The following is a 22,790-nucleotide window of genomic DNA, read 5'->3' on the forward strand; positions in this document are numbered from 1 at the left end:
ACAGTGCGACGACCCGCCCCGCGCCGCCCGCCTTGCTGTCTGCCCGACACTCCATGGCAGGCGGGCGGCGCGCTCCGGCTCCGCCGGCGCCCGGTTGGTCGCCGGGCCCCGGCAGGGGCCGGGAAGGACGCGCGCCGGGCCCTCCCACCGGGCCCGGTGTGCGGTCCCGGCTCAGCGGCCGGGCCCGCCGCGGTCGCTGCGCAGCACCAGCAGGGCGACGTCGTCGGCGAGTCGGCCTCCGGTGTGCCGGAGCAGGGCGGCATGCACGTCCGCGACCAGCCGCGCGGGCGTGTCCGCCGGCGGATGCTGCGCGAGCACGCTGCGCAGGGGGAAGAAGCGGCCGTCACGGTCACGTGCGTCCTCGGCGCCGTCGGTGTGCAGGAACAGGGCGTCGCCGGCCTGCAGTTGCCCGCAGTCCTCCCCGGCCAGCCCGTCGGGGACGGGCGCGACCCCCAGCGGCGGCCACGTCTCACCCCCGTCGAGGGTCTGCACGTGCGTGACCCGCTGCGCGGAGCCTTCCCGCGCCCCGCCGCTTCTGCGTTTCCCGGGCTCCGCCCGGACCCGCGCCTCGCACGCCGGCGAGGCCGGCTGGTGGCGCGCAGTGGCCCCGCAGGGCCGGGGTGGCTGCGGCTCGCGCAGGAGGTACGGCCAAGGGTGGCCGCAGTTCAGGGCCGTCACGGAGCCGTCCGTACCGATCTGGAGCAGCAGCACGGTCACGAACTCCTCCGCCGGTTCCTCCGCGCGGGCACGGACGTGCCGGGCCAGCGCCCGTTCCATCCGCACCAGCACCCCGCCCAGCGCGGGCTCGTCGTACGCCGCCTCCCGGAACGCTCCGAGCACCGCCGCCGCCGCGCCCAGCGCGGGCAGTCCGTGCCCCCGTGCGTCCCCGATGACCACCCGCACCCCGTACGCCGTCGGCACGGCCTCGTACAGGTCGCCGCCCACCGCCGCGCCCCGGCTCGCCGACAGCTGCGCCGCCGACAGGGTCAGCCCGTCGATCCGCCCCGGCAGCGGCCGTAGGACGGCCCGTTGCGCCGCGCCCGCGATCTCCTGCGCGCGCCGCAGCTCCGTGATCAGGCCGCGCCGGACGTGCAGCGCGCATCCGGTCGCCAGTAACAGGACCGCCGCGCAGCCGGCCAGGCCGGGCCCGAGCACCCGGGGAGTGGACAGCCCCGAGGACACCGCGGCGCCGCCCCGTGCAAGGACGCTCACCCGGCGCACCTGGGGCATCTCCCCGCGCGTGATCATCGTTCCGGCCTCCCCTCGGCCGCAACGATTGTGTCGACCGCCCGGAACGGCGGAAGCGGCTCGAAGGCCTTCTCACCCGAATGAGTGAGGAGCGCGTCCGGTGGTCCGGACACGCCCCTCAACCCCTCAAGCCGCGGCGGCGGTTACGCGCCGCGCAGCACCGCACCCGTGCGCTCGCCGGCCAGTGCCACCGCCGCGTCGCGCGCGGCCGTGGACTCCTCGGCCGTCAGCGTGCGGTCGGCCGCGCGGAAGCGCAGCGCGTACGCCAGGGACTTCTTGCCCTCGCCGACCTGCTCGCCGGTGAACACGTCGAACAGCCGCAGGGACTCCAGCAGTTCGCCGGCTCCCTTGCGCAGCGCGGCCTCAACCGCGGCCGCCGGAACCGAAGCGTCCACGATCAGCGCGACGTCCTGGGTCGCCACCGGGAAGGTGGAGATCCGGGGCGCCTGCACGGCGCCGCCGCCGGCCGCCGCGAGGCGGTCCAGGTCGAGCTCCATGGCGCTGGTGCGGGCCGGCAGGCCCATCGCCTTGACGACGCGCGGGTGCAGCTCGCCGGCGTGGCCGATGACCGTCTCCACCCCGTTCAGGGTGACGATCAGCTCGGCGCACCGGCCCGGGTGCCACGGACCGTACTGGCCCTGGCGCACCACGAGCGCCGCGCCGGCCTCGACGGCCAGCGAGCGCGCGGCCTGCACGGCGTCCGCCCAGTCGGCGGGGCGGCCCTTGCCCCACCAGCCGGCCTGCTCGCGCGCACCGGCCAGCACGACCGCGGCGTACCGCGGCTGGGCCGGCAGGGCGGCGTTCAGCGTGCCGATCTCCTCGGCCGTCGGACGCCGGTCGACGGGCAGTCGTACGGCGACACCCGGCTGCTTGCCGGCCCGGAAGACCGAACCGGTCTCGAAGAGGGCCAGGTCGTGGCTGCCCCGGCTGTCGTTGCGGCGCAGCGCGCCCAGCAGGCCCGGCAGCAGCGTGGTGCGCAGCGCCGGCTCCTCGTCGGAGATCGGGTTGACCAGCTTGACGACCTGGCGGGCGGCGTCGTGCGCGGGCAGCTGGAGCTGGTCGAAGACGCCCTCGCCCACGAACGGGTAGCTGAGCGCCTCGACGTAGCCCGCGCCGGCCAGCGCGCGGCCGGCCCGACGGTGCAGCTGCTGCCGGGCGGTCAGGCCGCGGCCGGAGGGCAGCTGCGGCAGGGTCGACGGGAGGTTGCCGTAGCCCTCCAGTCGGATGACCTCTTCGGCGAGGTCGTTGGGCTCGGCGAGGTCGGGCCGCCACGAGGGGACGGTCACGACGAGCTCGTCCTGGCCGTAGACGTCGCAGCCGACCTCCTGGAGGCGGCGGACGACGGTCTCGCGGCCGTAGTCCATGCCCGCGACCCGGTCGGGGTGGTCCGCGCGCATCGCGATGGTGCGCGGGGCGCCCGGGGCGGTGAGCTCGGTGACGCCGGCCTCCGCGGTGCCGCCCGCGAGCAGCACCAGCAGGTCGACGGTCCGCTGGGCGGCCGCGGAGGCCGCCTGCGGGTCGACGCCGCGCTCGAAGCGCTTGGACGCCTCGGAGGCGAGCTTGTGACGGCGGGCGCTGCGCGAGATCGTCAGGGCGTCGAAGTGCGCGGCCTCGATGACGACGTCCGTGGTGCCCGAGACGACGCCCGTCTCGGGGTCGGTCACGGAGTCGGCGATCTCGGTGTTGGCACCGCCCATGACGCCGGCGAGGCCGATCGGCCCGCTGTTGTCGGTGATCACCAGGTCCTCGGCGTCGAGCGTGCGCTTGACCCCGTCGAGCGTGGTGAACTTCTCGCCCTGCTCGGCGCGGCGCACGCCGATGGCGCCGTCCAGGCGGGAGCGGTCGTAGGCGTGCAGCGGCTGGCCCAGTTCGAGCATCACGTAGTTGGTGACGTCGACGGCGAGCGAGATCGGGCGCATGCCGGCCTTTTGCAGGCGCCGCGTGAGCCAGATCGGGGACTTCGCCTCGGGGTCGAGGCCGGTCACCGTACGGGCGGTGAAGCGGTCGCAGCCGGCCGGGTCGTCGATCTTGACCAGGTAGCCGTACGAGTTCGGCGCGGGCACGTCGAGCAGCGCCGGGTCGCGCAGCGGCAGGCCGTACGCGGTGGCCGTCTCGCGGGCCACGCCGCGCATCGACAGGCAGTAGCCGCGGTCCGGGGTGACGGCGATGTCGAGGACCTCGTCGACCAGCTGGAGCAGCTCGATCGCGTCGGTTCCGACCTCGTGCTCCGGGGGGAGCACGATGATGCCGTGGGTACCGTCGTCGCCCATGCCCAGCTCGTCGCCCGAGCAGATCATGCCGTGCGAGGTGCGGCCGTACGTCTTGCGCGAGGCGATCGCGAAGTCGCCGGGCAGCACGGCGCCGGGGAGGACCACGACGACCTTGTCGCCGACGGAGAAGTTCCGCGCACCGCAGACGATCTCCTGCGGCTCGCCGGTGCCGTTGGCCCGGCCGACGTCCACCGTGCAGAAACGGATCGGCTTGCGGAAGCCCTCAAGCTCCTCGATGGTCAGCACCTGGCCGACGACCAGGGGGCCCTTGAGGCCCGCGCCGAGCTGTTCGACGGTCTCGACCTCAAGACCGGCGTCGATGAGCTTGGCCTGTACGTCACGACCGGTTTCGCCCGCAGGCAGGTCGACGTACTCCCGCAGCCAAGAAAGCGGGACCCGCATCAGATCTCCATCCCGAACGGCCGGGTGAACCGGACGTCACCCTCGACCATGTCTCGCATGTCTTCGACGTTGTGGCGGAACATCAGCATCCGCTCGATGCCGAACCCGAAGGCGAACCCGCTGTACTTCTCGGGGTCCACACCGCAGGCGATGAGCACCTTGGGGTTGACCATTCCGCAGCCGCCGAGCTCGATCCAGCCCTCGCTGGAGCAGGTGCGGCACGGACGGTCGGGGTTGCCCACCGACTCGCCGCGGCACACGTAGCACTGCATGTCCATCTCGGCGGACGGCTCGGTGAACGGGAAGAAGTTCGGGCGCAGCCGGGTGGTCATGTCCTTGCCGAAGAGCGCCTGGACCATGTGGTCCAGGGTGCCCTTGAGGTCGGCCATGGTCAGGCCCTCGTCGACGGCGAGCAGCTCGACCTGGTGGAAGACCGGGGTGTGCGTCGCGTCGAGCTCGTCGGTGCGGAACACCCGGCCCGGGCACACCACGTACACGGGTGGCTCCCGGTCGAGCAGCGAGCGCGCCTGCACCGGGGAGGTGTGGGTGCGCAGCACGACGCCGGACTCGTCGCCCTCGGTGCCTTCCGGCCCCTGGACGAAGAAGGTGTCCTGCATCTGGCGCGCCGGGTGGTCGGGCGTGAAGTTGAGGGCGTCGAAGTTGAACCACTCCGCCTCGACCTCGGGCCCCTCGGCCACCTCGTAGCCCATGGCCGTGAAGATGTCCGCGATGCGGTCCATCAGCGTGGTCAGGGGGTGCCGGGCACCGGCGGGGACGCGGTCGTACGGCAGCGTGACGTCCACTGCCTCCTCGACCAGCACCCGCTCGTCGCGCTCGGCTTCGAGCTCGACCGTGCGGGCCCCGAAGGCCTTGTTCACGGCGCCGCGGGCCTGGCCCACGCGCTTGCCCGCCTCGGCCTTGGCCTGCGGCGGCAGGGCGCCGATCTCGCGGTTGGCGAGCGCCAGGGGCGAGCGGTCGCCCATGTGCGCGGTCTTCGCCTCACGCAGCGCGTCGAGGTCGCCGGCGGTCGCGAAGGCGGCGAGCGCCTCGTCCCGCATGCGCTCGATCTCTTCCGGTTTCAGTGCCTCGACCTCGACAGGGTCGTACGACTTGTTCGGTGCCGACATCTCTTCCCGTACTTCCGATGGCTGGCTGGTGGAACCCCGCACGATGCGCTCGACCGTCTCGATCGACAGATTCGGACGAGTCCCAAAGGTGCCAAAGGACGAGTCTAAAGGTCGCCGGGGGTGAAGGAGCCCGTGGGCCGCCTGGCGAGACGCTCCGCAGGGTCACTGCGTGAGGTAGGCAGGCGCACCCACGGGCAGGATAAATCGGAACTCGGCGCCGCCTCCGGGGCCGCGGCCGACCGTGATGGTGCCGCCGTGGGCCTCCACGATGCCCTTGACGATGTACAGGCCCAGGCCGGTGCCGCCGCGCTTGCTCCCCCGCCAGAAGCGGGTGAAGACGCGGCCCATCGACTCCTCCGGGATCCCGGGGCCCTCATCGGTCACGGTGACGGCGGTTCCCTTCTCGGTCTTGGCTGCGTCGGTCATGCCTGCGGAGACCGCCGGACCTGCGGCCGGCGACACGTCGATGGTGACCGTTCCCTCGCCGTGGCGCACCGCATTTTCGAGGAGGTTGCCGAGGATCTGGTCGATCTTGTCCGGATCGGCCCACAGCGCGGGGAGCGAGCAGCTGACCCGTACGAGGAACCGGTCGGGCGACTGGCCGTTCGCAGTGAGCGCCTGGACGTGGCGGCCGACGGCGGTGGCGATGTCCACCGGCTGGCGGCGCACCTCCAGGCGGCCCGAGTCGATGCGGGAGATGTCGAGGAGCTCCGTGATCAGCCGGGTGACGCGGTTGGCGTCGGCATCGACGGTCTCCAGCATCAGCCGCTTCTGGTCATCGGTGAACCGCTCCCACTTGGCGAGCAGGGTCGCGGTGAACCCCTTGACGGAGGTCAGCGGCGAGCGCAGCTCGTGCGCGACGGTGGCGATCAGCTCGGCGTGGCTGCGCTCGGTGCGGCGGCGTGCCTCGGTGCCGCGCAGGGTGACGACCAGGCGGCGCAGCGGGCCGGTGGGGTGCGTGCGCACGTACCGGGCGGAGACGAGCACCTCGCGGCCGCCGGGCAGCAGGAGGTTGCGCTCGGGCTGGCCGCGCCGGGTCGCGAGGCCCCCGTACGGGTCGGTCAGCGCCCACCAGCGGCGGCCGTCGAGGTCCTCCAGCGGCAGTGCCCGGTCGATGCGCCGGCCGAGCGCCTCGCCGGGGGCCAGTGCGGTGATCCGGCCGGCGGCGGAGTTGAAGCAGATCACCCGGCCGGTGTGGTCGGCGACGACGAGCCCGTCGGGCAGGTCGTCGGGGTCGATGCCGATCGCATCGAATTCGGGGACGCCGCACGGCTCCGGTGCGGCCCCTGCGGCGCGGCCCGCGCCCTGCGGGGGCACGGCCGCCAGGGACGGCGTCGTCCCGGGCGCCTTCACGGCCCCCGGCGAGCTGTTCGTACCCACGGTCATGTCCTCGTACCCCACATCTCCGAGTAGCGCAGTGGGCCCCCCGGGCCGCCACATTACTAGCTGGGGGTCACGGAGCGGCACCCTCCGGGAGCCCGCTGTGCACGCGCGGACGCGTAGAGGCACACGGCGGCGGCCGTGGCGAGGTTCAGGCTCTCGGCCTTGCCGTGGATCGGAACGCGTACGACGGCGTCCGCGAGGGCCCGGGTCTCCTCGGGCAGGCCCCACGCCTCGTTGCCGAAGACCCAGGCCGAGGGGCCGCCCATGGTGCCCGCGTCGAGCTCGGCGTCCAGGTCGTCCTCGCCGGCCCCGTCGGCCGCGAGGATGCGCACACCGGCCGCGCGGAGCCCCTCGACGGCCTCTTCCACGGGGACGCCGACCGCCACCGGCAGGTGGAAGAGGGAGCCCACGGAGGCCCGTACGGACTTGGGGTTGTAGAGGTCCACGGAGGCATCGGTCAGGACGACCGCGTCCGCTCCGGCGGCGTCCGCACAGCGCAGCACCGTGCCGGCGTTCCCGGGGTCGCGGACGTGGGCGAGGACTGCGACGAGCTTGGGCCCGGCCTTGAGGATGTCCTCGAACGGCGAGTCGAGGAAGTGGCAGACGCCGACGAGGCCCTGCGGGGTGACGGTCTGCGAGACCTCGGCGAGCACCTCGTCGGAGGCGTAGTGGACGCGCGCCCCGGCTGCCAGCGCGGCCTCGATGATCCCGGCGTAGCGCTCGGCGGCCTCGACGGTCGCGAACAGTTCGATCAGGGTCGACGTGCCCTCGGCGCCGCGGTGCTCGACGGCCTCGCGGACGGCCTGGGGGCCCTCGGCGATGAACCGGCGCTCCTTGGTGCGGAAGTTGCGCCGCGCCAGTCGCCTGGCGGCGGCCACCCGCGGGGATCGGGGGGAGATCAGCTCGGCGGGGGCGGGGGTACCCATGGCGGTCGGCTCGCTTCCGTACGTACTGCGGGTCTAAACAGGTGGATCGGTCACAACGCACCGGACCCGCAGGCGCAGGGCCTGCGGGTCCGGGCTGAAGCCTGTGAAGGGCTTGCTGCTTAGGCGGCAGCGGGGGCCTTCGGGGCGTTCACGTCGGCCGGAAGCGCCTTCTGCGCAACCTCGACGAGCGCGGCGAAAGCGTTGGCGTCGTTGACGGCCAGCTCCGCGAGGATCTTGCGGTCCACCTCGATGTTGGCGGCCTTCAGACCCTGGATGAGGCGGTTGTACGTCATGCCGTTCTGGCGGGCAGCGGCGTTGATGCGCTGGATCCACAGCTGACGGAAGTCACCCTTGCGCTTCTTGCGGTCGTTGAAGTTGTAGACCAGCGAGTGGGTGACCTGCTCCTTGGCCTTGCGGTACAGGCGCGAACGCTGACCGCGGTAGCCGGAGGCCGCTTCGAGGATCGCCCGGCGCTTCTTGTGGGCGTTTACTGCCCGCTTGACGCGTGCCACTTTTTAACTCCTTGTAGCGGGGCCGTGGGTGTCGTCACACGGCCCGAATTCGATGGGGTCCCGGTCTTGACGTCCGCTCCCGGCACGGGAGCGGAGGACGTCACTTGCCGAGAAGCTTCTTGATCTTCGCGGCGTCGCCGGGGGCCATCTCCGCGTTGCCGGTGAGGCGGCGGGTCAGACGGGACGACTTGTGCTCAAGCAGGTGGCGCTTGCCGGCGCGCTCACGGAGCACCTTGCCGGAGCCGGTGATCTTGAAGCGCTTCTTGGTACCGCTGTGCGTCTTGTTCTTCGGCATAGCGCCGTTATCTCCTCGTCGGTGGCGCCCCCGCCGGTCCGGTGAAGGACCGGCGCCCAGGAGCGTCATGTTTGTCGGTGATCCGAGGCGGGCTGCCCCGGAATCAGGCCTCGGCCGGAGCCTCGGGAGAGGCGTCCTCAGTGGCCTCGGGAGAGGCTTCCTCGGTGGCCTCGGCAGAGACGACCTCGGTGCCCTCCTCGACGGGGGCTTCCTCGGAAGGAGCCTCGTCGGTGGCGACACCCTGGCGCTCGGCCTTACGGGCGGCCTGCGCCTCGCGGGCTTCGGCCATCGCCTCGGTCTTCTTCTTGTGCGGACCGAGGACCATGATCATGTTGCGGCCGTCCTGCTTCGGGTTCGACTCGATGAACCCGAGGTCCTCGACGTCCGAAGCGAGACGCTGCAGCAGTCGGTAGCCGAGTTCCGGCCGGGACTGCTCGCGACCACGGAACATGATCGTGATCTTGACCTTGTCGCCCTGCTTGAGGAACCGAACGACGTGACCCTTCTTGGTGTCATAGTCGTGCGGGTCGATCTTCGGCCGGAGCTTCATTTCCTTGATGACCGTGTGCGCCTGGTTCTTGCGCGCCTCACGGGCCTTCATGGCCGACTCGTACTTGAACTTGCCGTAGTCCATGAGCTTGCAGACCGGCGGGCGTGCGGACGCCGCGACCTCGACCAGGTCGAGGTCGTACTCCTGCGCCAGCTCAAGGGCCTTGGCAAGCGGCACGATGCCGACCTGCTCACCGCTGGGACCGACGAGTCGTACCTCGGGAACGCGAATCCGGTCGTTGATGCGGGGCTCGGTGCTGATGGATCCTCCTCGGTAGCACCACACGGCTGCCTGGCAGACAGCCGCTGACGTCTGATGTCGTCAGACCAACCGCGGCGGAACATGAAAAATGCCCCGCCGAGGCACAGGCAGGGGCTCCAATACAACCGGAGCACCGCCGCATGCGATCGCGGGGCGCAGACTCGGGCAGCTTTCCATCGTCCGTACGGAACGATGGATGCCACCTGACCGGTGACCCGCCGCCCCGGAGGGTGGTCGGGTGGGAGAGCGGAGCCTCCACTTGTGGGCCGGGGACATGCGTCTCCGGCCGGTCGTCAGCCCAATATAGCATTCCGAGCCGGGTCCGCTCACCCGGTGCCGCCCCGCGCGACGGTGGCCCGGCGCCGGGCGGGCGCCCGGCCGGGGGCCGGTCGGCGGCCCGGGCGGCCCGGCTTATCGTGTGAGGCATGACTGACGCGACCCCCACCCCCGCCCCCGAGGCCGGCAGCACGCCGGACGCTCCCGACTACGACGCCATGACCCGCGACATCGCGGACGTGCCCGCCGTCGAGGTGATCACCACGGTGGCCGTGCACCTGCTGAGCGCCGCGGCGGTCAACCTGGGCCTGGACAAGCCGGACTCCGAGCACAAGGACCTCGACGAGGCCCGCAAGCTGATCACGGCCCTGGCCGGCCTGGTCACGGCGAGCGCCACCGAGATCAGCTCCTTCCACGCGGCCCCGCTGCGCGACGGCCTGAAGTCGCTCCAGCTCGCCTTCCGCGAGGCCTCGATCGTGCCGGACGAACCGGGTCAGGGTCCGGGCGAGAAGTTCACGGGTCCGGTCTTCGGCTGAGCCGGCCGGCGCACGCAGCGCGAGGAACACGGGAAGGGCCCGGGGCGTCGCCCCGGGCCCTTTCGCGCACCCCCCGCAGACGTCAGCGGGTGAACAGCGGCTCTCCGGCCGGTGCCGGGGCCTCCTCCGGGAGCAGGGCCAGGTCCAGTCCGCGCACCAGGCGGGCCCGCAGGGTCTCGTCGGCGGCCAGCGCCTCGGCGACGCGGCGGGCCGCGGTGTGGGCCTGCGCGCCGGCGGCGAGGACGATCGCGAGCGTGCCGTCGGCGTCCGCCCCGCCCGGTCCCAGGTGGGCGCGGAGCACGGCCGGCTCGGCCGCCACCGCGGCCCGTACGGCGTCCCGCACCGCGGGGTCGGCCAGCGGGCCGGCGTCGGTGCGGCCCTCGGCCAGCGCGAGCAGCGCGGGTCCGGTGAGCTGGTAGGTGACCGGACCGGCCAGGTCCAGGACCACGGTGTCGGCCTTTTCGTGCGCGGCGGCCGCCAGGGCCTGGTGCAGTGGGACGGCGACCGGGCGGGCGGCCGGGTCCCACAGCGCCAGCGAGGCGGTGGAGGTGAACGCGGGCAGTGCCCGCCGGTCCCCCGCCCGCAGGGTGGGGACGGCCATGTCGCTGGTCTTCTCCCGCTTGAGGCCGGTCTCCGGGTCGGTCTCGACCTCCCCGAGGACGGCGACGACCGGGACCAGCAGGCGGGCGCCCTTGAGGGCGGCCAGCACCTGCGGCTCCTTCGCCCGGTCTTCGGCCCAGGCGGCCAGGGCCGCGCTCAGCCGGGGGTCGGCGGAGCCGTCGTCGTCGGAGTAGCCGGGGTCGGGAATGTTTTTGTTCGCCACAGTTACCCGACCCTATCCCGCTCCCGCCGGGCCCCTCGCGGGCGCCGGGCCAGAACGGCGGCCAGGACGAGCAGCGCCAGCCCGGCGCCCGCGGCCGTCGGGGCACCGAGGCGGGCACCCCGCCCGGCGGCGCGGACCGCCTCGGGGCCGGCGCCGAAGTACGGCTGCCCGGCCGCGACGGGCGTGGGCAGTAGCGGCTCGGCCCGCAGCGTGTCGGCGACCTGGAGGGCGGCGACGGGGTCCACCAGTCCGTGGCCGCGGGCGTCGTCGCGGCCGCCCGGCGGGGCGTCGGAGGCGGTGTCCTCCAGCAGTTTCCTGATCTGGGCCGGGGACAGGTCCGGGTGCGCGGCCCTGACGAGGGCCACGGCGCCGGAGACGAAGGCCGAGGCGGCGCTGGTGCCCCAGCCCTCGTAGTAGGAGCGGTCCGGATCGGCGATGACGACGTCGACGCCGGGGGCGCTGACGGTGGCGTACCAGCTGCGGGTGGAGAAGGCGGCCTTGCGGCCGTCGCGGTCGACGGCCGTGACGGCGATGACCCCCGGGTAGGCGGCGGGGTAGGAGGCGTGGTCGCCCAGCCGGCCGCCGTTGCCCGCGGAGGCGACGACGACCACGCCCTTGGCGAGGGCGTACTGGACGGCCTCGTCCTCGGCGGCCTCGTGGTGGGCGGAGTCGCTGTCGTCGCCGAGGGAGAGGTTGATCACGTTCGCGCCGTGGTCGGCGGCCCAGCGGATGCCGTCGGCGAGGGCCCCGCCCTTGCTCTCGCGCGCCTTGGCCCGGCCGGGGTCGCCCTCTTCCAGGATCACGCGGACGGGGAGGATCCTCGCCTTCGGGGCGACGCCGAGGACGCCCTGGCGGCGGCCCGGGCCGTGGCCGTGCCCGGCGATGATCCCGGCCATGGCCGTGCCGTGCCGGGCCCAGGCGCGGTCGCCGCGGCCGGCGCCCATGCCGATCAGGTCGGTGCCGTCGAGGACCTGGCCGGCCAGGTCGGGGTGGGTGGCGTCGACCCCGGTGTCGAGTACGGCGACGGTGACGCCGTCGCCCTGGGTGATGCCCCAGGCCTCCTCGGCGCGCAGGGCCGTCAGGCCCCACTGGCGGTCGCGGATGGCGTCGGCGGCGGCCGGGGGCGCGGTGGCGCCGACGAGTAGGGCGCCGAGTACCAGGGCCGTGGCGGCCCGGGGCCGGCTCACCGGGTCCTGGACGCGGAGGACGGCGCGGCGAGGGTGCTCACGGTGCGCTCCGTCCGGTCGGCGACGGCCTTGGCCTCGTGGCCGAGGCCCGCCTGGGCGACGGCTCCGGTGGCGTCCCGCCGCATCGCGTCCTCGGCGGGACGCGGGGCGTCCAGGGTGCGGCCGTCGGTGAAGGCGGAGACGGCGTAGACCACGACGGGCGCCGCGGCCGGCACGGACGCGGTCCACGCGGCGCGCTGGCTGTCGGCGAAGCCGTAACCGGGCGGGGCGGGGAGGTGTCCGCGCAGGGCCGCCATCGCCGGGGCGTCGGCGGAGGTGAAGACCAGGCCGACGGTGACGAGGGAACTGCGGGTGGCGTCGGTGTAGGTGGCGCGCAGGACCCTGGTGCAGCCGGTGACGGTGAGGGCCGCCCGCCAGTCGGGGGCGAGCGCGGGCCCGCAGTCGGCGTCGGGGGCGAGCGCCACCCGGGTCCAGGTGCGGTCGGCGCCGCCGGGGCCGGCATCGGCGCCGTCCAGGACGGGCGGGAACAGGGTGTCCACGGGGGTCGCACGCCAGAGCGAGCCGGCCTTGCGGTAGGCGGCATCGGCGGCCAAGGGGTGGTGGGCGGCGCGCTGTTCGGCCCAGCCGCTGATGCCGGCTCCGCCGACCAGACCCACTCCGAGCAGGGCGCACAGCGCGGCGGCGAGGGCCCTGCGGGCCGGTACGGATTCGGGCGCGGGCCCGGGCTCGCCCAGGACCGCGGTCTGCGGTGTAGACGTGGTCATCCGGCGGCTCCGCCCCCCGTTCCGTACGGCTGCCTGCCCGTACTCTACGCGCCCCCGCACCACCCCTCCGGCCGCCGACGACCCCCGCGCGCCCGGCCCGGCAGCACTACCCCGCCCCGCGCCACCCCGACCCCGCCCCGCCCCGCCCCGCCCCGCCCGCACCGTCCGGCCCCGCCGCCCCGCCGCCCCGCCGCCCCGCCGCCGCGACCGCCGGGGCCGGCCCCGCCCCGCCGGTGTTCGAGGCGCGGGGTCCGGGGCGCGGGTCCGGGGCGGCGGCGCGCACCGGGGGCCCGGGGGCCGCCCCGGTGTAGACCCCTACCCCCCGGTACGACCTTCTGGCAGGCTGCCGCCCATGAATCTTCCCGCCGGTGGAGACAGGGACCGCTACGACCGGGCCACCGCGCATCTCGACGCGCCCCTGGCCATCGTCGATCTCGCCGCGTTCGACGCCAACGCCGACGATCTCGTCCGCCGGGCCGGCGGCAAGCCGATCCGCGTGGCCAGCAAGTCCGTCCGCTGCCGCGCGCTCCTCGAACGGGTCCTCGCCCGGCCCGGGTTCGCCGGGATCATGTCGTACACCCTCGCGGAGTCCATCTGGCTGGCCCGCTCCGGGTTCGAGGACGTGCTCCTCGCCTACCCCTCCGCCGACCGCGCCGGTTTCGCCGAGCTCGCCGGGGACCCCAAGCTGGCAGCGGCCGTCACCGTCATGGTCGACGACCCGGCCCAGCTGGAGCTGATCGACCGCTCCCGCGACTCGGGGACCCACGAGGTCCGCGTCTGCCTCGAACTCGACACCGCGCTGCACCTGTTCGGCGGCCGGGTCCGCGTCGGCGCCCGGCGTTCGCCGCTGCGCGATCCGGCCGGGCTCGCGGATCTCGCCCGTGCGGTGTGCGCCCGGCCCGGCTTCCGCGTCGTCGGGATCATGGGCTACGAGGGCCACGTGGCCGGCGTCGGCGACGCGCTAGCCGGGCGCCCGCTGCGCTCCCGCGTCATCCGGCTGATGCAGGCGACGGCCCGCAAGGAACTCGCGGCCCGCCGTGCCGAGGCGGTACGGGCCGTCCGTGCGGTCGTCCCGGACCTGGAGTTCGTCAACGGCGGCGGCACCGGCAGCGTGCAGCAGACCGCCACCGAGGACGCCGTCACGGAGATCGCCGCCGGCTCGGGTCTCTACGTACCGCGGCTGTTCGACAACTACACGTCGTTCCGCGGCCGTCCGGCGGCGCTGTTCGCGCAGCCGGTGGTCCGCCGGCCCGGCGTCGGCGTCGTCACCGTGCTCGGCGGCGGATATCCCGCTTCCGGCGCGGCCGGCGCGGACCGGCTTCCCGAGCCGTACCTGCCGCAGGGTCTGCGCTACGACCCCCAGGAGGGGGCCGGCGAGGTGCAGACTCCGCTCCTCGGCAGTCCGGCCGACGATCTGCTGATCGGCGACCGGGTCTGGTTCCGGCACGCGAAGGCGGGGGAACTGTGCGAGCGCTTCGACGCGTTGCACCTGGTCGAGGGCGACCGGGTGACGGCCACCGTCCCGACGTACCGGGGCGAGGGCCGCACGTTCCTCTAGTGGACGGTGTCCGTCTGGTCGGGGATAACGCTGGTGTCACCCCGGCGGACGGGGCCCGCGGTGCCGTCGTGGTCCGTGTAGCCCGTGGTCGAGCACGGGTACGGGCTGCTCTTCTGCTTCTTCGGCTCGATGAACATCGGGTTCACGATCCACTTGCCGTCACTGTTGTCGTACGCGCGGCACATCAGCTCGTTCTTGTTCCGGTTCACCACGAGCCGCAGCGCGGTCGCGTCCCGCAGGAACGAGACGTCGGTGTCGGAGTCGCCCGCGGCGAACACCTGGCGGCGCGCGGCCGGCTGGACCTTCTCGGCGGCCGGACCGCGGACGCCGAAGACCTCCTTGTTGATCCAGCAGCGCTTGCCGTCGATGTACGTGATCATCGTGTCGGCGCCGTCCTCCACCGAGCCGCAGCCCTGCAGGTGCGCGGTGAACTTCCCGCCGGACGTGGTGGTGTTGCGGATGCCGATGACGTGGTCGGCGTCGACGCCGACGCCCTTGGCCCACACCTCGACGACCGGCTGCGGCGAGGCCGAGCTGATCCAGACGTCGAACCCGGCCTTCTGGAGCCCGCCGATGAGGTCCTTCTGCTGGTCGTAGTAGCGGACCCAGCCGGTGACGGTGCCGGTGCCGACCCGCTGCGTGGCGCCGACGGGCGCGGCCAGGTTCTCAGCCCGCGCGGCGGCGGCGAAGCCGCGGACCTCTCGGGCGGTCCAGCCCTGCATCAGCTGGGGCAGCCAGGCGTACGCGGGCTCGATGGTGCGGTGGTCCCAGCCTGTGAAGGCGGCGGCGCCGGTGCGGGTGGCGGCGGTGCCGTAGACGGCGGCGAGTTCGTCGGCGCAGCCCGCGCCCTCGGTGGCGGCGGTGGGCAGCGGGGTGCCGGGAGCGGCGAGGGAACCGCAGGCCGCGGCGAGGGCCTTGGCGGCGGTCGGGGTGAGGTAGCGGCTGGTGGCCGTCCAGTCCCCGGCGGCGGGCTGGCGGATCTTGCCGTTGCGCAGCAGCCAGTACATGGTGGCGTCGCCGACGTCGTTCTTGACGACGGTGTTGTCCCAGTCGAAGACGGCGACGGGCTTGGTGCGGCTGGGCCGGTACGGATTGCACGTGCCGTACGCGTCGATCAGCTGCTGGAGCCGGGCCTGGTTGTCCCCGTACCAGCCGGCGGCGAGCCGCGGGGTGGTGCAGTGGGCGCCGGCCCGGGCCTCGGCGGCGGGTGCGGTGACGACGAGGGCGCCTGCGGCCATCGCGACGGCGGCGCCGACGGCCTGGAACCGTCGGACGGTGTCGGGTCGGGTCACTGAGGTGGACTCCCTGTTTCCTACGAAGATCATCTCGGACGGTAGAACACGACAGCCGGGCGTCGTGCGACGCCCGGCTGTCGGAGGGATGGAGTGCGGGTGAACGCTCGGGGCGCCCGCCCGTCGGCGGAGGCGGCCTACAGGGGCGTCACGTACGCGCCGGAGATGCCGCCGTCCACCAGGAAGTCGGTGGCGTTGATGAAGGAGGAGTCGTCACTGGCGAGGAAGGCGACGGCTGCCGCGATCTCGGTGGGCTCGGCGAACCGGCCCAGCGGGATGTGCACGAGGCGGCGGGCCGCCCGCTCCGGGTCCTTGGCGAACAGCTCCTGGAGCAGCGGGGTGTTGACGGGGCCCGGGCACAGGGCGTTGACGCGGATGCCCTCGCGGGCGAACTGGACGCCCAGCTCTCGGGACATGGCGAGCACGCCGCCCTTGGAGGCGGTGTAGGAGATCTGGGAGGTGGCGGCGCCCATGATGGCCACGAAGGAGGCGGTGTTGATGATGGAGCCCCGGCCCTGGCGCTGCATGTACGGGAGGGCTGCCTTGCAGCACAGGTAGACGGAGGTGAGGTTGACGTCCTGGACCCGCTTCCAGGCCTCCAGGCCGGTGGTGAGGATCGAGTCGTCGTCCGGAGGAGAGATGCCCGCGTTGTTGAAGGCGATGTCGACGGAGCCGTAGGTGTCGAAGGCGGTCTTGAAGAGGGCTTCGACCTCCTCCGGGCTGGTGACGTCGACCTTGACGAAGGTCCCGCCGACCTCCTCGGCGGCGGCCTTGCCGGCCGTCTCGTCGATGTCGGCGCAGACCACGTTGGCGCCCTCGGAGGCCAGGCGGCGGGCGGTGGCGAGGCCGATGCCGCTGCCGGCTCCGGTGATGACGGCGGTGCGGCCGACCAGGCGGCGGCAGACGATCTCGGTGTCAGAAGTGGACATGCGGTTCAGGCCTCCGTGCTGATGAAGACGTTCTTGGTCTCGGTGAATGCGGTGAGGGCGTCGGGTCCGAGCTCGCGGCCGAGGCCGGACTGCTTGTAGCCGCCGAAGGGGGTCCAGTAGCGGACGCTGCTGTGGGAGTTGACGGACAGGTTGCCCGCGGCGACGGCGCGCGAGACGCGCAGCGCGCGGCCGATGTCGCGGGTCCAGAGCGAGCCGGAGAGGCCGTATTCGGTCGTGTTGGCCAGGCGTACGGCGTCCTCCTCGTCCTCGAAGGGGAGGACGACGGCGACGGGGCCGAAGACCTCCTCGGCCGCCACGGGCGCGGTGGGGGCGACGTCCGTGACGAGGGTCGGCGGGTACCAGAAGCCGGGGCCTTCGGGGGCGGTGCCGCGGATCGCGGTGAGGTCGTCGGTGACGTACGACCGTACGCGGTCCAGTTGTACTCGGGAGATCAGCGGCCCCATCTGGGTCTTCTCGTCGGCGGGGTCGCCGACGCGCACGCCCTCGATCCCGGGGGCGAGCAGCTCCAGGAAGCGGTCGTAGACGGAGCGCTGGACGAGGATCCTCGTACGGGCGCAGCAGTCCTGCCCGGTGTTGTCGAGGAAGGACATCGGCGCGGCCGCGGCGGCGGCTTCGAGGTCCGCGTCGGCGAAGACGATGTTGGGGCTCTTGCCGCCGAGTTCGAGGGTGACCCGCTTCACCCGGTCGGCGCACTTGGCCATGATCTGCTTGCCGACCGGGGTGGATCCTGTGAAGACGATCTTCGCGACGCCGGGGTGTTCGACGAGCGCGTCGCCGGCGACCGTCCCGTGGCCGGGGAGCACCTGGAAGAGGTGCTCGGGGATCCCGGCTTCGAGGGCGAGTTCGGCGAGGCGCAGCGCGGTGAGCGGGGTGGTTTCGGCGGGCTTGAGGAGGACGGCGTTCCCGGCGGCCAGGGCCGGCGCGAGGCCCCAGGCGGCGATCGGCATGGGGAAGTTCCACGGGGCGATCACGCCGATGACGCCGAGGGGTTCGAGGAAGGTGACGTCGATGCCGCCGGCGACGGGGATCTGCCGTCCGGAAAGCCGTTCCACTCCCCCGGCCGCGAATTCGAGCAGGTCACGGACGTTGCCCGCTTCCCAGCGGGCGTTGCCGATGGTGTGCCCGGCCTCGCGGACCTCCAGTCGGGCCAGTTCCTCGACGTGCCCGTCGACCACGGCGGCGAACCGGCGCAGGAGCCGGGCCCGGTCGGCGGGGGCTGCCGCCGCCCAGCCGCGCTGGGCCGCGGCGGCCCGGGCGACTGCGGCGTCGACGTCGTCCCGTGTGGCGGCCGGGACGGTGGCGACGATTTCCTCGGTGGCCGGATTCAGCACGGTCAAATGGGCCGGGGCCAGCGCGTCGGACACGTGGTGCCTCTCAGGTGTGCGGTTCAGGGTTTCCGGTGGCGTGACTACAGGCGTTCGAAGGAGCGGCGCAGCTCCCAGTCGGTGACGGCGGAGTCGTACGCGTCCAGTTCCACGCGGGCCATGTTGCGGTAGTGGGCGACGACCTCGGGGCCGAAGGCGGCCTTGGCGATCTCGCTGTTCTCCCAGAGCTCGGCGGCCTCCCGCAGGGTGGTGGGAACGTGGGCGAAATCGGCCGTGTACGCGTTGCCCGCGCAGGCCTCGGGCAGTTCGAGGCGGTTCTCGACGCCGTAGAGCCCGGCCGCGACCAGGCCGGCGACGGCGAGGTACGGGTTGACGTCGCCGCCAGGGAGGCGGTTCTCGAAGCGCATGGAGCGGCCGTGGCCGACGACTCGGAGCGCACAGGTCCGGTTGTCCACGCCCCAGGCGACGGCGGTCGGCGCGAAGGATCCCGGCCGGAAACGCTTGTACGAGTTGATGTTCGGGGCGTAGAGAAGGGAGAAGTCGCGCAGCGCGGCCAGCTGACCGGCCAGGAAGTGCCGCATCACCGGTGACATTCCGCCCGGGCCGTCACCGGCCATCGCGTTGTGCCCGTCGGCGTCGCCCAGCGAGAGGTGGATATGGCAGGAGTTGCCCTCGCGCTCGTCGAACTTGGCCATGAAGGTGAGCGAGACGCCCTCCTGGGAGGCGATCTCCTTCGCGCCGGTCTTGTAGACGGAGTGCTGGTCGCAGGTAGTCAGCGCCTCGTCGTAGCGGAAGGCGATCTCGTGCTGGCCGAGGTTGCACTCGCCCTTCGCCGATTCCACGGTCAGGCCCGCGGCCTGCATCTCGTTGCGGATCCGGCGCAGCAGGGGCTCGATGCGGCCGGTCCCGAGGACGGAGTAGTCGATGTTGTACTGGTTGGCGGGGGTCAGGCCGCGGTAGTTGGCGTTCCAGGCCTGCTCGTAGGTGTCCTGGAAGACCATGAACTCCAGCTCGGTGCCGACCATGGCCGTGTACCCGTGCCCGGCGAGGCGTTCGAGCTGGCGGCGCAGGATCTGCCGGGGCGCGGCGACCACGGGGGTGCCGTCGTTCCAGGCGAGGTCGGCGAGGAGGAACGCGCTGCCCGGGTTCCAGGGGATCCGGCGCAGGGTCGCGAGGTCGGGGTGCATGGCGAAGTCGCCGTAGCCCCGGTCCCAGGAGGACATCTCGAATCCGTCGACGGTGTTCATCTCGGTGTCGACGGCGAGGAGGTAGTTGCATCCCTCGGTGCCGTGCGCGAGGACTTCGTCGAGGAAGAACTGTGCGGCGAACCGCTTGCCCTGGAGCCGCCCCTGCATGTCGGGGAAGGCCAGGACCACGGTGTCGATCTCGCCGCTCGCCACGAGGGCACGGAGCTCTTCGGGCGCGAGCGGCGGCTTGCGGTCTACCACTGGAATCTCTCCTTCGGTGAGCCGAGGAGGCCTAAGGTATTGAATAGAACCATTGCTTGGGAAGGGGAGGAGCCGAGATGACCGACACGACGGGCGAAGGCGGCGCGATCGCGCGGCTGAATCCGGTGCTGCGGCAGGTGCGGGCGGGCAACGGTTTCGAGGAGGCGCTGGAGCAGATCCTCCAGGTGGTCCGGCTGGGTCTGGTGCCGGGCGGGGAACGGCTGCCGCCCGAACGCGAGCTGGCGGAGCGAATGGGGATCAGCCGGGTCACCCTGCGCGACGTGCTGAAGGTGCTCCAGGACCAGGGCCTGGTGGAGGCCCGGCGCGGGCGGTACGGCGGGACGTTCGTGCTCCCGCGCCCCGACACCCCGGCCGCGGGCACCGAGGACGAGCTGCGCCGGCGCGTGGTGGGCGTGGACATCGAGGACGTACTGCGCTTCCGCGAGGTCCTTGAGGTGGGCGCGGCCGGACTGTGCGCCTCCCAGGGGCTCACCGAGGAGGGCTCCGAGCGTCTGCTCGCCGCGCTGAACGCCACCCACGACGCGCCGCTGCCCGACTACCGCCGCCAGGACACCCTCTTCCACCTCGCCCTGTGCGAGCTCGCCGGCTCCGCCACCCTCACGGCCCAGTACGCCGCCGTCCGGGCCAGCGTGAACGACCTGCTGGACTGCATCCCGCTGCTGGTGCGGAACCTGGAGCACTCGCAGCAGCAGCACAGCACGCTCGTGGAGGCGGTGCTGGAGCGCAACGCGGACGCGGCGCGCGAGGTGATGCGCGAGCACTGCTGCGGGACCGCGGCGCTGCTCCGGGGATTCCTGACCTAGAACGGCCGGCACGGGGCGGCCCGAGAGGTTTTCGTAACCCCTGTTTAACGCAGGGGTCTTGCGCACTCCACTCCCGTACGGCAAAGGTACGCCCCACAACCATTGCCCTAGGCAGGAGCGCACATGGCCGACGACACCGAGGCACGGCTCGTAGCCGTACCTGAACCCACCACGTCACCCGAGGGCGGCGACTACCTGGAACGGCGTACGCTGCGCCGCGGCAGCGCCGGCTGGCTGCTGCTCACCGGTCTGGGCGTCGCGTACGTCGTCTCCGGCGACTTCTCCGGCTGGAACATCGGCCTCGCCCAGGGCGGCTTCGGCGGGCTCGCCATCGCCACCGCCCTCATGGGCGCGATGTACGCCTGCCTCGTCTTCTCCCTCGCGGAGCTGTCCGCGATCCTGCCCACGGCGGGCGGCGGCTACGGCTTCGCCCGCCGGGCGCTCGGCACCTGGGGCGGCTTCCTCACCGGCACCGCGATCCTCATCGAGTACATCCTGGCCCCGGCCGCGATCTCCATCTTCATCGGCGACTACGTCGAATCCCTGCACCTGTTCGGCCTGACCTCCGGCTGGCCCGTGTACCTCGCCTGCTTCGCGATCTTCATCGGCATCCACCTGTGGGGCGTGGGCGAGGCGCTGCGCTTCTCCCTCGTCGTCACCGCGGTCGCCGTACTCGCGCTGATCGTCTTCGCGCTGGGCGCCTTCACCGAGTTCGACCCCTCGCACCTCGACGACATCGCCGTGGACACCACCGCCGCCGGATCGAGCTCATGGCTGCCGCTGGGCCTCCTCGGCATCTGGGCGGCCTTCCCCTTCGGCATGTGGTTCTTCCTCGGCGTCGAGGGCGTACCGCTGGCCGCCGAAGAGGCCAAGGACCCGGTGCGGTCCATGCCGCGGGCCCTGTCGATCTCCATGGGCATCCTCGTCCTGCTCGCCCTGCTGACCTTCCTCGCCTCGACCGGTGCGCGCGGCGCGGACGCCATCAAGGACGCCGGCAACCCGCTCGTCGTAGCCCTCGACGGAAACCCGGGCCTGTCCTGGCTGAAGACCTTCGTCAACTACGCGGGCCTGGCCGGGCTCGTGGCCTCGTTCTTCTCGCTCATCTACGCGGGTTCGCGCCAGCTGTTCGCCCTGTCACGTGCCGGCTACCTGCCGCGCTTCCTCTCCCTCACCTCGAAGCGCAAGGCCCCGTACCTGGGCCTGCTCATCCCCGGCGCGATCGGCTTCGCGCTCGCCGCGGCCACCGGGAACGGCCCGCGCATGCTCAACATCGCGGTGTTCGGCGCGACGATCTCGTACGCGCTGATGGCCCTGTCCCACATCGTGCTCCGCAAGCGGGAGCCGGGCCTGGAGCGCCCGTACCGCACCCCCGGCGGCATCGCCACCTCCTCGGTGGCCTTCGCCCTGGCCCTGTCGGCACTGGTGGCCACCTTCCTGGTCGACAAGGACGCGGCGTTCATCGCACTGGGTGTGTACGCGGTCGCCCTCGCCTACTTCGCGTTCTACAGTCGGCACCACTTGGTGGCCTCCGCGCCGGAGGAGGAGTTCGCGGCGCTCGCGGAGGCCGAGGCGGAACTGACCCGCGACTGACCCACGACTGATCAGGAACGGATCCGGGAGCGATCCGGGACCGATCGCTCCCGTCCCCCGTCCCCCGTCCCCGATCCCCCTGCCCCCTGCCCCCTGGAGGTAGCAACCGTGCCCAGGCCGCTCATCGGCATCACGACCTACGTGGAGGAATCCACCCGCTACGGGGTGTGGGACGTTGCGACGTCCCTCGTACCCACCGGGTACCACGAACTCGTCCGGGCGGCGGGCGGCGCGGCCGTGCTGCTCCCGCCGGACGAACCCGGATCGGCGGCGGAGGTACTGGGCCGGCTGGACGGACTGGTCGTCGCGGGCGGCCCCGATGTGGACCCGGCCCGCTACGGAGCCGAACGGCACCCGCGTACGGGCGCTCCCGCGACGGTCCGGGACGAGTGGGAACTCGCCCTGATCGAGGCGGCCTTGGCGGCGGGCATGCCGGTGCTGGGCATCTGCCGGGGCATGCAGGCGCTGAACGTGGCCCTGGGCGGCACGCTGATCCAGCACATCGACGGCCATGCGGCGGCCCCGGGTGTCATGTCCTGGCACCCGGTCCGCCCGGTCGCGGGCACGCGGTACGCGGCGCTGGTCCCCGAGGAGGCGGAGGTCCCGACCTACCACCACCAGGCGGTCGACCGGCTGGGCCGCGGCCTGGTCGCCTCGGCCCACGCGTTCGACGGGACCGTGGAGGCCATCGAACTCCCCGACCCCGCCCACTGGGTCCTCGGCGTCCAATGGCACCCGGAACGCGACAAGGACACCCGTGTCATGTCCTCCCTGGTCGAAGCGGCCTCGCTCGCCCCGGCGGCCGTCACGGCCTGACGCCGCTGCCGGTGCCTGATGCCGCTGCCGGTGCCGACGTGCGGGCCGTCGGGCAGGTCGGAAGACTGGAGGTACGACCGACAAGGCCGTCCAGGAGTGACGAGGCGCGCCATGACACACAACGCGGAATGGAAGGTCGGCGTCTCGCTGACCGAGGAGGGCGGCACCACCCGGGCCCGGGCCGTACTGGACACCGGCACGGGGCAGCTGGTCGGCCGCGGCTCGGCCCGCTGCAACCCCGGGGACGCAGAGGTCGCCTCCATCGGGGACGAGCTCGCGGCGAGCCGGGCCATGCGCGACCTCGCCGGTCAGCTGTCCCGCGCCGCCGACCGGGACCTGGCCGCGATGGGCGTGGCCCCGGACCCCCCGCGCACGGCCTACGGCTGGCCCCAGGACGCCCAAACCCGACCCGACATGGGTCACTAGG

21 protein-coding genes are annotated in these 22,790 nt (G+C 73.0%); 6 read left to right on the plus strand and 15 right to left on the minus strand.

The window, feature by feature from the left end:
* Positions 1 to 171 precede the first annotated feature (171 nt).
* The 8 genes from OG974_RS11520 to infC all read right to left on the minus strand — a co-directional run bounded on the left by OG974_RS11520 (position 172) and on the right by infC (position 8,998).
* Entirely contained in the window at positions 172 to 1,212 is a 1,041-nt protein-coding gene (locus OG974_RS11520) for a PP2C family protein-serine/threonine phosphatase (protein WP_371646359.1), read from the minus strand.
* Positions 1,213 to 1,391: 179 nt separating this feature from the next.
* Positions 1,392 to 3,920, minus strand: a complete 2,529-nt coding sequence (pheT, locus tag OG974_RS11525; protein WP_371646361.1) for a phenylalanine--tRNA ligase subunit beta — start codon at positions 3,918 to 3,920, stop codon at positions 1,392 to 1,394.
* Positions 3,920 to 5,047 carry a phenylalanine--tRNA ligase subunit alpha gene (gene pheS / locus OG974_RS11530; RefSeq protein WP_327282600.1) on the minus strand — a complete coding sequence of 376 codons (1,128 nt, stop codon included), beginning with the start codon at positions 5,045 to 5,047 and terminating at the stop codon, positions 3,920 to 3,922. The genes pheT and pheS overlap by 1 nt, the downstream gene beginning before the upstream one ends.
* A 162-nt stretch (positions 5,048 to 5,209) precedes the next feature.
* Positions 5,210 to 6,433, minus strand: coding sequence for an ATP-binding protein (locus OG974_RS11535; protein ID WP_327282601.1), 1,224 nt, complete (start codon positions 6,431 to 6,433; stop codon positions 5,210 to 5,212).
* Positions 6,434 to 6,489: 56 nt separating this feature from the next.
* Positions 6,490 to 7,356, minus strand: coding sequence for an RNA methyltransferase (locus OG974_RS11540; RefSeq protein ID WP_327282602.1), 867 nt, complete (start codon positions 7,354 to 7,356; stop codon positions 6,490 to 6,492).
* 119 nt (positions 7,357 to 7,475) lie between these two features.
* Complete coding sequence (rplT, locus tag OG974_RS11545) at positions 7,476 to 7,868, minus strand: 50S ribosomal protein L20 (protein ID WP_008741875.1); 393 nt, start codon at positions 7,866 to 7,868, stop codon at positions 7,476 to 7,478.
* 100 nt (positions 7,869 to 7,968) lie between these two features.
* Positions 7,969 to 8,163 (minus strand): 50S ribosomal protein L35, encoded by a 195-nt coding sequence (gene rpmI, locus OG974_RS11550; RefSeq protein ID WP_327282603.1) that lies wholly within the window; start codon positions 8,161 to 8,163, stop codon positions 7,969 to 7,971.
* A gap of 103 nt (positions 8,164 to 8,266) precedes the next feature.
* Positions 8,267 to 8,998, minus strand: coding sequence for a translation initiation factor IF-3 (gene infC / locus OG974_RS11555; protein ID WP_327282604.1), 732 nt, complete (start codon positions 8,996 to 8,998; stop codon positions 8,267 to 8,269).
* Positions 8,999 to 9,399: 401 nt separating this feature from the next.
* Here infC and OG974_RS11560 point away from each other — a divergent pair, with 401 nt between their 5' ends.
* Positions 9,400 to 9,786, plus strand: a complete 387-nt coding sequence (locus tag OG974_RS11560) for a DUF1844 domain-containing protein (RefSeq protein WP_327282605.1) — start codon at positions 9,400 to 9,402, stop codon at positions 9,784 to 9,786.
* A gap of 82 nt (positions 9,787 to 9,868) precedes the next feature.
* Here the strand turns inward: OG974_RS11560 and OG974_RS11565 are convergent, their stop codons facing one another.
* From OG974_RS11565 to OG974_RS11575, 3 genes are read right to left on the minus strand one after another with little or no spacing between them, the layout of a single operon-like run.
* On the minus strand, positions 9,869 to 10,609 hold the full coding sequence (locus OG974_RS11565; RefSeq protein ID WP_327282606.1) for an SseB family protein: 741 nt from the start codon (positions 10,607 to 10,609) through the stop codon (positions 9,869 to 9,871).
* Positions 10,610 to 10,611: 2 nt separating this feature from the next.
* A complete protein-coding gene (mycP, locus tag OG974_RS11570; RefSeq protein ID WP_327282607.1) occupies positions 10,612 to 11,796 on the minus strand; it encodes a type VII secretion-associated serine protease mycosin in 1,185 nt (394 codons plus the stop codon).
* On the minus strand, positions 11,793 to 12,560 hold the full coding sequence (locus OG974_RS11575; RefSeq protein WP_329313058.1) for a hypothetical protein: 768 nt from the start codon (positions 12,558 to 12,560) through the stop codon (positions 11,793 to 11,795). Before OG974_RS11575 ends, mycP begins: the two co-directional genes overlap by 4 nt.
* Before the next feature lie 352 nt (positions 12,561 to 12,912).
* On the opposite strand from OG974_RS11575, the gene OG974_RS11580 reads away from it, so the two are divergent.
* Positions 12,913 to 14,118, plus strand: a complete 1,206-nt coding sequence (locus OG974_RS11580; protein WP_371646365.1) for an amino acid deaminase/aldolase — start codon at positions 12,913 to 12,915, stop codon at positions 14,116 to 14,118.
* Here the strand turns inward: OG974_RS11580 and OG974_RS11585 are convergent.
* The 4 genes from OG974_RS11585 to OG974_RS11600 all read right to left on the minus strand — a co-directional run bounded on the left by OG974_RS11585 (position 14,115) and on the right by OG974_RS11600 (position 19,133).
* The gene (locus OG974_RS11585; RefSeq protein ID WP_327282610.1) at positions 14,115 to 15,410 is read right to left on the minus strand and encodes a haloacid dehalogenase-like hydrolase; all 1,296 of its coding nucleotides are present in this window, start codon (positions 15,408 to 15,410) and stop codon (positions 14,115 to 14,117) included. The genes OG974_RS11580 and OG974_RS11585 overlap by 4 nt on opposite strands.
* Positions 15,411 to 15,547: 137 nt before the next feature.
* Positions 15,548 to 16,339: a 3-oxoacyl-ACP reductase gene (locus tag OG974_RS11590; protein ID WP_327282611.1), complete on the minus strand. Its 792-nt coding sequence runs from the start codon at positions 16,337 to 16,339 to the stop codon at positions 15,548 to 15,550.
* Positions 16,340 to 16,344: 5 nt separating this feature from the next.
* The gene (locus tag OG974_RS11595) at positions 16,345 to 17,724 is read right to left on the minus strand and encodes an aldehyde dehydrogenase (RefSeq protein ID WP_371646368.1); all 1,380 of its coding nucleotides are present in this window, start codon (positions 17,722 to 17,724) and stop codon (positions 16,345 to 16,347) included.
* A 44-nt stretch (positions 17,725 to 17,768) separates the two neighbouring features.
* Positions 17,769 to 19,133 carry a glutamine synthetase family protein gene (locus OG974_RS11600; protein ID WP_327282613.1) on the minus strand — a complete coding sequence of 455 codons (1,365 nt, stop codon included), beginning with the start codon at positions 19,131 to 19,133 and terminating at the stop codon, positions 17,769 to 17,771.
* A 77-nt stretch (positions 19,134 to 19,210) separates the two neighbouring features.
* Between OG974_RS11600 and OG974_RS11605 the strand changes: the two genes are divergently transcribed.
* The 4 genes from OG974_RS11605 (at position 19,211) to OG974_RS11620 (ending at position 22,789) form a co-directional block, all read left to right on the plus strand.
* Positions 19,211 to 19,957 (plus strand): FadR/GntR family transcriptional regulator, encoded by a 747-nt coding sequence (locus tag OG974_RS11605; RefSeq protein ID WP_371646370.1) that lies wholly within the window; start codon positions 19,211 to 19,213, stop codon positions 19,955 to 19,957.
* A 123-nt stretch (positions 19,958 to 20,080) separates the two neighbouring features.
* Positions 20,081 to 21,547, plus strand: a complete 1,467-nt coding sequence (gene eat / locus OG974_RS11610) for an ethanolamine permease (protein WP_327282615.1) — start codon at positions 20,081 to 20,083, stop codon at positions 21,545 to 21,547.
* Between the two features lie 108 nt (positions 21,548 to 21,655).
* Positions 21,656 to 22,363: a gamma-glutamyl-gamma-aminobutyrate hydrolase family protein gene (locus tag OG974_RS11615; RefSeq protein ID WP_327282616.1), complete on the plus strand. Its 708-nt coding sequence runs from the start codon at positions 21,656 to 21,658 to the stop codon at positions 22,361 to 22,363.
* Positions 22,364 to 22,474: 111 nt separating this feature from the next.
* A complete protein-coding gene (locus tag OG974_RS11620) occupies positions 22,475 to 22,789 on the plus strand; it encodes a DUF1876 domain-containing protein (RefSeq protein ID WP_329313063.1) in 315 nt (104 codons plus the stop codon).
* Position 22,790: the final 1 nt, after the last annotated feature.

The organism is Streptomyces sp. NBC_00597 (assembly GCF_041431095.1).
GTDB lineage: Bacteria > Actinomycetota > Actinomycetes > Streptomycetales > Streptomycetaceae > Streptomyces.

Excerpts from the sequence above, each read along its gene's own strand:
- pheT (WP_371646361.1), bottom strand. The coding sequence starts at position 3,920 with ATGCGGGTCCCGCTTTCTTGGCTGCGGGAGTACGTCGACCTGCCTGCG.
- pheS (WP_327282600.1), bottom strand. The coding sequence starts at position 5,047 with ATGTCGGCACCGAACAAGTCGTACGACCCTGTCGAGGTCGAGGCACTG.
- OG974_RS11535 (WP_327282601.1), bottom strand. The coding sequence starts at position 6,433 with ATGACCGTGGGTACGAACAGCTCGCCGGGGGCCGTGAAGGCGCCCGGG.
- OG974_RS11540 (WP_327282602.1), bottom strand. The coding sequence starts at position 7,356 with ATGGGTACCCCCGCCCCCGCCGAGCTGATCTCCCCCCGATCCCCGCGG.
- rpmI (WP_327282603.1), bottom strand. The coding sequence starts at position 8,163 with ATGCCGAAGAACAAGACGCACAGCGGTACCAAGAAGCGCTTCAAGATC.
- OG974_RS11560 (WP_327282605.1), top strand. The coding sequence starts at position 9,400 with ATGACTGACGCGACCCCCACCCCCGCCCCCGAGGCCGGCAGCACGCCG.
- OG974_RS11575 (WP_329313058.1), bottom strand. The coding sequence starts at position 12,560 with ATGACCACGTCTACACCGCAGACCGCGGTCCTGGGCGAGCCCGGGCCC.
- OG974_RS11580 (WP_371646365.1), top strand. The coding sequence starts at position 12,913 with ATGAATCTTCCCGCCGGTGGAGACAGGGACCGCTACGACCGGGCCACC.
- OG974_RS11590 (WP_327282611.1), bottom strand. The coding sequence starts at position 16,339 with ATGTCCACTTCTGACACCGAGATCGTCTGCCGCCGCCTGGTCGGCCGC.
- OG974_RS11605 (WP_371646370.1), top strand. The coding sequence starts at position 19,211 with ATGACCGACACGACGGGCGAAGGCGGCGCGATCGCGCGGCTGAATCCG.
- eat (WP_327282615.1), top strand. The coding sequence starts at position 20,081 with ATGGCCGACGACACCGAGGCACGGCTCGTAGCCGTACCTGAACCCACC.
- OG974_RS11620 (WP_329313063.1), top strand. The coding sequence starts at position 22,475 with ATGACACACAACGCGGAATGGAAGGTCGGCGTCTCGCTGACCGAGGAG.